At 70.6% G+C, this 7,836-nt stretch carries 6 protein-coding genes and 2 pseudogenes; 6 read left to right on the forward strand and 2 right to left on the reverse strand.

Annotated elements, in window-relative coordinates; all coding sequences use genetic code 11:
• From EHS43_RS31410 to EHS43_RS46750, 5 genes and pseudogenes are all read left to right on the forward strand, one after another.
• On the forward strand, nt 1-3,599 hold a 3,599-nt coding region (locus EHS43_RS31410), incomplete at its 5' end, for an SAV_2336 N-terminal domain-related protein (RefSeq protein WP_148104131.1).
• Between the two features lie 442 nt (nt 3,600-4,041).
• A pseudogene (locus EHS43_RS31415) lies at nt 4,042-4,732 on the forward strand (SDR family NAD(P)-dependent oxidoreductase).
• 13 nt (nt 4,733-4,745) lie between these two features.
• A pseudogene (locus tag EHS43_RS48210) lies at nt 4,746-4,892 on the forward strand (SMI1/KNR4 family protein); the annotation flags it as partial.
• 266 nt (nt 4,893-5,158) lie between these two features.
• Nucleotides 5,159-5,632 (forward strand): ricin-type beta-trefoil lectin domain protein, encoded by a 474-nt coding sequence (locus EHS43_RS31425; protein WP_125194081.1) that lies wholly within the window; start codon nt 5,159-5,161, stop codon nt 5,630-5,632.
• 171 nt (nt 5,633-5,803) lie between these two features.
• Nucleotides 5,804-5,941 (forward strand): hypothetical protein, encoded by a 138-nt coding sequence (locus tag EHS43_RS46750; RefSeq protein WP_185806493.1) that lies wholly within the window; start codon nt 5,804-5,806, stop codon nt 5,939-5,941.
• Between the two features lie 31 nt (nt 5,942-5,972).
• On the opposite strand, the gene EHS43_RS31430 is transcribed toward EHS43_RS46750, so the two are convergent.
• Together EHS43_RS31430 and EHS43_RS31435 are read right to left on the reverse strand one after the other, a co-directional pair.
• A complete protein-coding gene (locus EHS43_RS31430) occupies nt 5,973-6,293 on the reverse strand; it encodes a hypothetical protein (RefSeq protein WP_125194082.1) in 321 nt (106 codons plus the stop codon).
• 58 nt (nt 6,294-6,351) lie between these two features.
• Entirely contained in the window at nt 6,352-7,041 is a 690-nt protein-coding gene (locus EHS43_RS31435) for a DJ-1/PfpI family protein (protein ID WP_125194083.1), read from the reverse strand.
• Between the two features lie 207 nt (nt 7,042-7,248).
• Here EHS43_RS31435 and EHS43_RS31440 point away from each other — a divergent pair.
• On the forward strand, nt 7,249-7,836 hold a 588-nt coding region (locus EHS43_RS31440), incomplete at its 3' end, for a GlxA family transcriptional regulator (RefSeq protein WP_148104132.1).

Here is a 7,836-nt window from a genome sequence, read left to right on the forward strand (position 1 = left end):
CCCTCGCCCTCCAGCGCGCCCTGCGCCCCATGAAGCGCCGGGTCGACGCGCCGGTCGGCCATGAACTGGACGAGGAGGAGACCGCCCATCGCATCGCCCAGCTCGGCATGTGGTGGTTGCCCGTGCTGCGCCCGGCCACGGAACGCTGGCTCACGCTGCGTCTCGTCTACGACACCGGCCCGACGATGCCCGTGTGGCGCGCGCTGGCCCATGAGCTGCACACGGCGTTGGCCCAGTCGGGGGTGTTCCGCACGGTGGAGCTGCACCGGCTGGCCGCCGACGGCACCACGGGGGCGGCCGGTTCACGCTCGTACACGGCAGGCCGCACGGTCACGCTGCTCGTCAGCGACTGCATGGGTCCGCAGTGGCGGGCGGGCGCGGCGGGGGACGACTGGTACCGGACCCTGCGTGCCTGGGCGGCGCAGATGCCGGTCGCGATCCTGCAACCGCTGCCGGAGCGCCTGTGGCGCACGACCGCCCTGCCCGCGCTGACGGCACGGATCTCCGCACCGGGGCGGGTGACGCCCAACGCGCGGTACACCGTGCACTCGTACGGGGCCGACGGTCTCCCCCACGACGCCCTGCCGATCCCCGTCCTGGAGCCCTCGGCGCGCTGGCTGTCCACCTGGGCAAGGCTGGTGGCCGACAGCGCGGAGGAGCAGCTCGTGAGTTCCGTGGCCCTGTTGCCCGGCCGGCCGGCTCCCGCGTCCGTCGACGACGAGGCAGAGGACTACGCGGCCCCCCTCACAGCCGAGGAACTCGTGCTGCGTTTCCGCTCCCTCGCCTCGCCGGAGGCGTTCCGCCTCGCCGGACATGTGGCGGTGGGCGAGCCGGTACTTCCCATGATGCGTCTCGTGCAGTCGGCGATCGAACCATGGCCACAGCCCCAGCACCTGGCGGAGGTCATCCTCAGTGGTCTGCTCGTCGCCGTACCGGGGCCGCCGGGCACGTACGCCTTCCGTCCCGGCGTCCGCGAAGTACTGCTGGGCACGCTGCCCCGTACCGTCCACGACCGCACGGCCCAACTCCTCAACTGGACCGGTGCGTTGATCGACGCGCGGGCCGGTGTGGCGCGCGGGGAGTTCCCGGTGGTGGCCCCAGGTGCGGGCGACCGACCGGCCGGGAACGAGCCGCTCGCGCGGGCGCGGCAGGAGAGCGTGCGGCGGATGGGAGGCGACACCCCCGTGGACTCCGCCCGACTGCTCCTGGGCCGGTACCGGATCGTGCGGCGGCTCGGCAGGGGCGGCGGCGACGTGGTGTGGCAGGCGGAAGACACACGGTCCGGCCGGACGGTGGCCGTGCACGCGTACTCCTTCGAGCGGCCGGAGGACGGCAGGCGACTCATGGACGACGCGCGCGCCCTGTCCGTCGTGCGACACCCCCATGTGGTCGCCGCCCTCGACCACGGCCTCGACGACCACTTCGCCTTCCTGGTCACGGAGTTCACGGAAGGGCTCAGCGTGGCGGAGCTCACCGCCGACGGCGACTTCGCTCTGCCCTTCGCTCTGCTCGCGCCGCTCGCCCAGCAGGTCGCGCTCGGGCTCAGGGCCGTGCACGAGCAAGGTCTCGCGCACGGCAGGCCGGCCGCGGACGCCGTACTGGTGTGCCCGGACGGCACCGTGAAGATCACCGGTTTCGTCCTCGGCGCGGCACGCCGCCGTGACGCGTCCGGCGACCTGCGTCGCTTCGGACATCTGATCGGCGACCTCGCCAGGGGTCCGCACGGCGACCTCACCCGCGTACCCAGCGAGTTCCGTGCCCTGTTCGGCGATGCCGTCACCCCGCTCACCTCATCGGACCCGGCCTCCCAGCGGCGCGGCAGGGACCTCTTCCTCACTCCGTCGTTCGGCCAGGCCCTGGAGGCCGCGGTGGCCGGGCGGCACCGCTACCGACTGCTCGGGCCGGTGCGGATCAGTCAGGGAGACCGGGTCCTGCCCGCCGGCTCGCCCCAGGAACAGGCCCTTCTCTGCATGCTGCTCCTCGCCGACGGCCGGCCGGTCCCGTACTCCGAGCTGGCCGCGGGGTTGTGGGGCGAGGACGTTCCGCAGAGCGCGGAGCGCCTGGCCGATCACGCGGCCGCCCTGCGCGAGGCGCTGGGCCCCGGGCTGCTGGCAACCACCGCGGGCGGTTACGCCCTGCACACCGGCCCGGACGCCGTCGACACCGACCGCTTCGAGCGGCTGATCTCCGACTCGGCGGAGCGCAGGCGGCGCGGAGCCCCGGTGGAGGCGCGCGCCACCCTCCAAAGCGCCCTCGACCTGTGGGACGGCCACCCCGTCGAGGGGGTACCCGGTCCCGCCGCCCGCAAGGCCCGCGACCGGCTGCTCGGCCTGCGTCGGGACCTGTACCGCAGTCGCGCCGAACTCGACCTGGAACTGGGCGACTTCGACCGGGCAGCAACAGATCTCGGCGCTCTCCTTCGCTCGCACCCGGGCCGCGCCGAGCTGCGGGAGCTGCACATGCTCGCTCTCGAAGGTCTGGGACGTGCGTCGGAGGCCGTCGCCTCGTACGAGGCGTTCAGGCGGTACGGCGAGCCGACCCCGGCCATGGCGCGGCTGTACGGGCAACTGCGTGCTGTCGCCCGGGACGGCGACCATGTCTCCTTCGACGTGCGCCACACCCCGGGCACGCCCGACGCCACGCGCAACGCCGTCAGCCGCGCTCTGGCACGGCTGCTCTCGGAGAGCGAGCCGGCCGAAGCTCCCGCCGAGGTGGACGCCCACGAGGACTGCTCTCTCGTCTTTCCCCTGTCGGGCCCTGTCGCCCTCAGCCTCCTCTCCCGGGTGGTGAACGAACTGCCGCGAACACTGCAGGAGTTGGCGGATCCGCCGACGATCCGCGCGACCTTCTGGCACACCGTGCCGCCCGATGAGGTCAGGGGCCTGCCGGATCCTGGCGACTGGACCGTTCTGGTCGTGATCTCCCCGGTGCTCCACGGGCAACTGACGGGCGGCCGCACCGGTCTCGCCGCAGCCCGCTTCTCACCCGGCGACCCGCCCGATGCCTGGTACAGCCTGCTGGGGAGGCGAGCCGCACGCCTGCCGTCCGCCCCGGAACGAGACCTCGTCCGCGGCCCCTTCACCACCCGCGATCTGCGCTCCCTGCGGACCCCGGACCCCCGAAACACCGCGATCGTGCACACGCTGCCTCCCGACGGCTCGCTGACCCTCCTCAACGCTGACCGGCCGCTCGGCAAGCGCACGTCGTGGCCCCTCATCACGTACTACGAGGTCGCCCTCACCTCGCAACGGCTCAACCGTGAGCTGTCCCTGCCCAGTTCCGGCGGTGGCACGTTCGCCGCCACGGCTGAGCTGACCTGGCACGTGGACGATCCGGTCGCCTTCGTGCGTGCCGAGGTGACGGAGGCGGGCGAACGCCTCTTCGCGCACTTCGTGGAGGCGGGCGGGCAGATCACGCGCCGCTATCCCCTGCGCCGGACCGCTGCCGCCGAGAACGCCCTGCGCCAGGGGCTGCACACGTGGCCGGTCCCGGGTCTCTCCGTGACGTGCGAGGTGCGGCTGGCCCCAGCGGAGAAGCCGTCGTCCGCGACGCGGGCCCGGCAGGCCACCACAAAGCGTCGTGGACGCCGGTCTCCCTGACCGGGCTTCCGACGCCGCCGGGGCCCGCCATCGCCTCCTCCGACGCACTGACCATCGCCCGGCGAACACGACTGCCGGCTCCAGGCGTTGGCCATCTGTGGCGTCGGGCGCGTGGTCGGGATGGTGAAGCACCGACCACGCGCGGAGTCACCGCTGCTGTGGTCCTGGTCAGGGACTCGTGGCGGGGATCAGGTCGGCGACAGGGGACTACTCCTTGCGGCCATCGGCGTCCAGAAGATGTCTCCTCGGGGATGAGGGCCTGCGTTCTGCCTCGTCCGGTGGACCGGGCTGCTGGGTGGACCAGGCTGCTGGGTGGACCCGGGCTGCTGGGTGGTACGCGCCGTACCAGGAAGTCCCGTAGCTCCCGCCACCCCTCCCGCGGACCCAGCCTGGAGTGAGTGAACAGCGCACGGCCGTGCTGTTCGGACCAAGAGGAGCCAGCATGACCACCACATTCATCACCGGGGCCAACTTCCCTCGGTCTTGAAACCGCTCGTCGCCTCGTCGAGGCGGGGCACACCGTCGTCCTCGGTGCCCGTGACCGTGAGCACGGTCGGGCCGCGGCCGAGTCGCTCGGCGCCCGGTTCGTTCAGATCGACGTGACCGACGACGCCTCGGTCCAGGCCGCGGCCGCGGATGTCGCCGCGCATGAGGGATCGATCGATGTCCTGGTCAACAACGCCGGTGTCCTCGGCAAGGTCGGCCCCGTCGAGGAGTACACCGCGGCCGACGTGAGCGCCGTGCTCGACGTGAACGTCGTCGGGATCGTGCGCGTCACGCACGCCTTCCTCCCGCTGCTGCGCAAGTCGGCGAACCCCGTCATCGTCAACGTGTCCAGCGGGATGGGCTCCTTCGGCATGACCCAGGACCCGGCGCGGATCGAGTCGCAGTATGCCCTGCCCCTCTACTGCGCCTCGAAGGCCGCAGTCACGATGCTCACGACGCAGTACGCCAAGGAACTGAAGGACGTGAAGGTCAACGCCGCAGACCCCGGGCAGACCGCGACCGACTTCACCGGCGGCCTCGGACACAGCGTCGCCGACGGCGCCGAGTCCATCGTGACCCTCGCGACGATCGGCCCGGACGGGCCGACGGGACAGTTCATCGACCGATCCGGGAACCTCCCGTGGTGACCCTGCCCTGAGTTCCGACTCCTCCGCCGCCGACTTCCTCGACTGGTACGAACGCTGGCTCAACCACATGAGTGCCGGACGCGACAACCGGGCCCTTCACCTCACCTCTCCGCGACTTCGTGCCCATCCAAACCGCTATCGCATGGCTCCGAAGATCTGACGCCATGACAACTACACGGAAACCGACCGCCTCCCCCCAACTGCCGCACCAGAGCGTTTCCCGGTCCCGCCAGGACGAATTGGAACGGCGCTTTCACGCGACGGCCCTGAGCGTCCCGCGACGATCGGCCACAGCGCCGTACCCGGACCGGATCGGCCGACATGAGCCGCTCGATCTGGTGGTTTTCTCCATTTTTGCCGGCATAGAGGGTGATGCTCGGAGATCCTGTCGAGGTACCCCTGAAGATCACTGCAAGGAGACCCCCAGTGCGCCGCCCGACCCGGAAAGCCCTCGCAGCCCTCATCGCCGCAGCCGGACTCGCTCTCCCCCTCCTCGCCCCCGCACCCGCCTCGGCTGCCACCACCACCAGCCGTTTCGCGAACTACCGCTACGGTGACTGCCTGCGCGAGAACTCCGAAACCGGCCTCAAGAGCGACCGCTGCAACACCGGACGCGGCAGCCTCCTGTGGCAGTGGAACGGCCGCCTCAACACCAGCACCACTCTCAAGAACAACTTCTGGGACCGCTGCCTCGACAGCAATGACCGGGGCGACGTCTACCCGCTTCCCTGCAACGGCGGCTCCTATCAGAAGTGGCGCACCGTCCAACCCGCCGCCCGCAGCGCCATCATGCTCCAGAGCGTCGGCACGGGCCGCTGCCTCAAAGAGCAGGACAACGGCTACTACCGCACCGCCCCCTGCGACCGAGGCGCCCAGAACCAGCGCTTCACCATCGGCTGAACGGATCTGTCGATCTCTTCAAGTTGCCGCCGGGCGAGTAGCTCTTCTCTCACGCGAGGCAGGATTCCAGACCAGGGGCGTGGGTCGGATGCGACTCGGCGAGCAGGATTCCGTGCAGTGCCTCGATGACGCCAGCCTCATGGCTGACTGCCCGGCCCGTCGCCGTTAAGCATGGCCAGTTGGCTTGCCGCTCGGATGGTGGGGCTGGAGGTGGCGCAGGGCGGCGAGTTCACGGTCGCGGCGAAGAACCGGGGGCGGAACATGCCGGCAGCGACGGTGACCGGGCCGATGGCCACGACCGCAGCCTAGACGCGCGAGGAGAGGAAGAGCTTAGTCATGGTCAGTGCGCTGCGCCCGTCTGGAGGGCGCGGCGCTCTCCGGTCACCTTCGAGGCTGGAAGGCGACCGGCCTTGGAGGTTCCCTCCAGGGTGTCGCCGTGGACCGTGACGGCGAAGGCCAGGTTCAGCCGCATGGGCTTGGTGACGGCCTGCTTCCACGTGAGCCGATCACCGTCGAGGGCAAGGTCGTTGAGCGGTACTTCCTCCCCCTCCCCATGGGCGGTCCCGACGAGGACACCGTCCTCACGTCGGAACTCGACTATGGCCTTGATCCTGCCGATGGGGGTGGAGATGGACAGGTCCCAGGTGCCTTCGACGGACATGCTGCTGCTCTTCCTCATGGTGTGGTGCCAGTGGGCGGTGCAAGTGGTGAGGCTCAGGTCACAGTCGCGCGGGCTCCGGGCCCGTGTTGCGCCAGACAGTGCCGCGGCGCTCATGGGCGAACAGCCCTTCAACGGCATGCGCGATCCGGGGGCCCACCTCGCGCTCCAGGAGATACAGCCCCAGGTCGAGGCCGGACGTGACGCCGGCGCCGGTGACGAGGTCGCCGTCATCGACGACGCGGGCGCTCACCGCGTGGACACCGGTGGCGTCGAGCATGTCCAGACCCATGTGGTGGGTGGTGGCATGGCGTCCCTCCAGCAGGCCGGCCATGGCCAGGATGAGCGAGCCGCCACATACGGCGCTCACTGTCACCTCGGGATTTTCCATCGCAGCCTTCAGCAGCGCGGGCAGTTCGGTGGTCAGGGCGCGGCCCAGCAGTACGGGGATGAATTCGTCCTGCTGCCATTGACCGGTCCCCGCGTCGTGGTCAGGCACCTCGCCGGGTTCTCCTACACGGCCCGAGGCGCCGGGGACCAGGATCAGTCCGGCACGCGCGGGGTCGAGGGCGGCAGTGGCATGCAGCGTCAGCCCGCCGGTGCCACTGGCCACTTCGCGTGGGCTTTCGGCGGAGACCAGTTCCACGCTCACGGCGCCTGCGGAGGCAGTGCCGCCCGCGTACAGCACCTCGTAGGGGGCGATGACATCGAGCGGATCGAAGCCGTCGAACAAGACAATCTGGGTGTGCATCAAGGGTCCTTCGAACGCGGGAGATCCGGCCTGTGCCGGGTACGCGTCCGAACGTAACGGGCTGCCACCTCGTCTCCCAGTGGCATGAGTGACACTCGTCAACGGGATAATGCCAGCGCACTGAAAAGGCCGTTGAACTGCGGTGAAGTGGAGATCTCGGGACACCAGACCGGGTACTGTCGTCCGGCGGGGCGGTATTTTCCGGCCATGCACACCGTCGCCCTTCTCGCGCTGAACCAAGTGATCCCGTTCGACCTTTCCACTCCGATCGAGGTCTTCACCCGCACCCGGCTGCCGGACGGGCGCCCCGGTTACCAGATCCGCGTGTGCGCCGAACAGCCGGAGGTCGACACCGGTGCCTTCACTCTGCGGGCGCCCTGGGGTCTCGACGGGCTCAGGGGCGCGGATACGATCATCGTGCCGGGTACCGCCACACCAGCCGCACCGGTCACCTCGGACGTGTGCGACGCGCTGCGGGCAGCCGCCAAGGACGGCACGCGCATCGCCTCCATCTGCTCGGGCACCTTCCCCCTGGCCGCCACCGGTCTCCTGGCCGGTCTGCGGGCCACCACCCACTGGGCCGCCGCTGGCCTCCTGGCCGCCACCCACCCTGACATCGACGTCGACCCGGACGTCCTGTACGTCGACAACGGGCAGATCCTCACCTCAGCCGGAGCCGCGGCGGGCCTGGACCTGTGCCTGCACATGATCCGCCGCGACTACGGCTCAGCCGTCGCCGCCGACGCCGCCCGCCTGTCCGTCATGCCCCTCGAACGCGAAGGCGGACAAGCACAG

It is taken from the genome of Streptomyces sp. RP5T, from assembly GCF_003933965.1.
Taxonomy (GTDB): Bacteria; Actinomycetota; Actinomycetes; order Streptomycetales; family Streptomycetaceae; genus Streptomyces.

Coding starts and splice junctions, on each gene's coding strand:
- EHS43_RS46750 (WP_185806493.1), top strand. CDS start 5,804: ATGGCCAGTTGGCTTGCCGCTCGGATGGTGGGGCTGGAGGTGGCGCAG.
- EHS43_RS31430 (WP_125194082.1), bottom strand. CDS start 6,293: ATGTCCGTCGAAGGCACCTGGGACCTGTCCATCTCCACCCCCATCGGC.
- EHS43_RS31435 (WP_125194083.1), bottom strand. CDS start 7,041: ATGCACACCCAGATTGTCTTGTTCGACGGCTTCGATCCGCTCGATGTC.